The 251-nt window shown below is 61.0% G+C and carries 1 protein-coding gene; it reads right to left on the bottom strand.

What is annotated here, in order from left to right; translation table 11 throughout:
- The coding region (locus AK963_RS31680) for a VCBS domain-containing protein (RefSeq protein ID WP_139117862.1) at nt 1–251 on the bottom strand (251 nt) is incomplete at both ends.

Genomic DNA, 251 nt, shown 5'->3' with positions numbered 1-251 from the left:
CCAGTGACATCGGTGGCCGCAGTAATGGTCGGTACATCATTGGTGCCGGTGATGGTCACCGTCACCTGCTGATCCACGGTACCGCCGTTGCCATCGTTAACCGTGACGGTATAGGTCTGGGTCAGCACCTGACCCGCGGCCAGGTCATCAATATCGGCATCGGGCACCGTGAAGGTCCAGTCTACCTGGCCGGTGCCGTCACTGGTGGTGTTGTTGCTGACCGTCGGGGTAAAGGAGCCCAGGTACCCGGT

Source organism: Endozoicomonas atrinae, assembly GCF_001647025.1.
GTDB lineage: Bacteria > Pseudomonadota > Gammaproteobacteria > Pseudomonadales > Endozoicomonadaceae > Endozoicomonas > Endozoicomonas atrinae.
The sequence above is the reverse complement of the archived record's forward strand: the minus strand, read 5'-3'. Positions and strand labels throughout refer to the sequence as shown.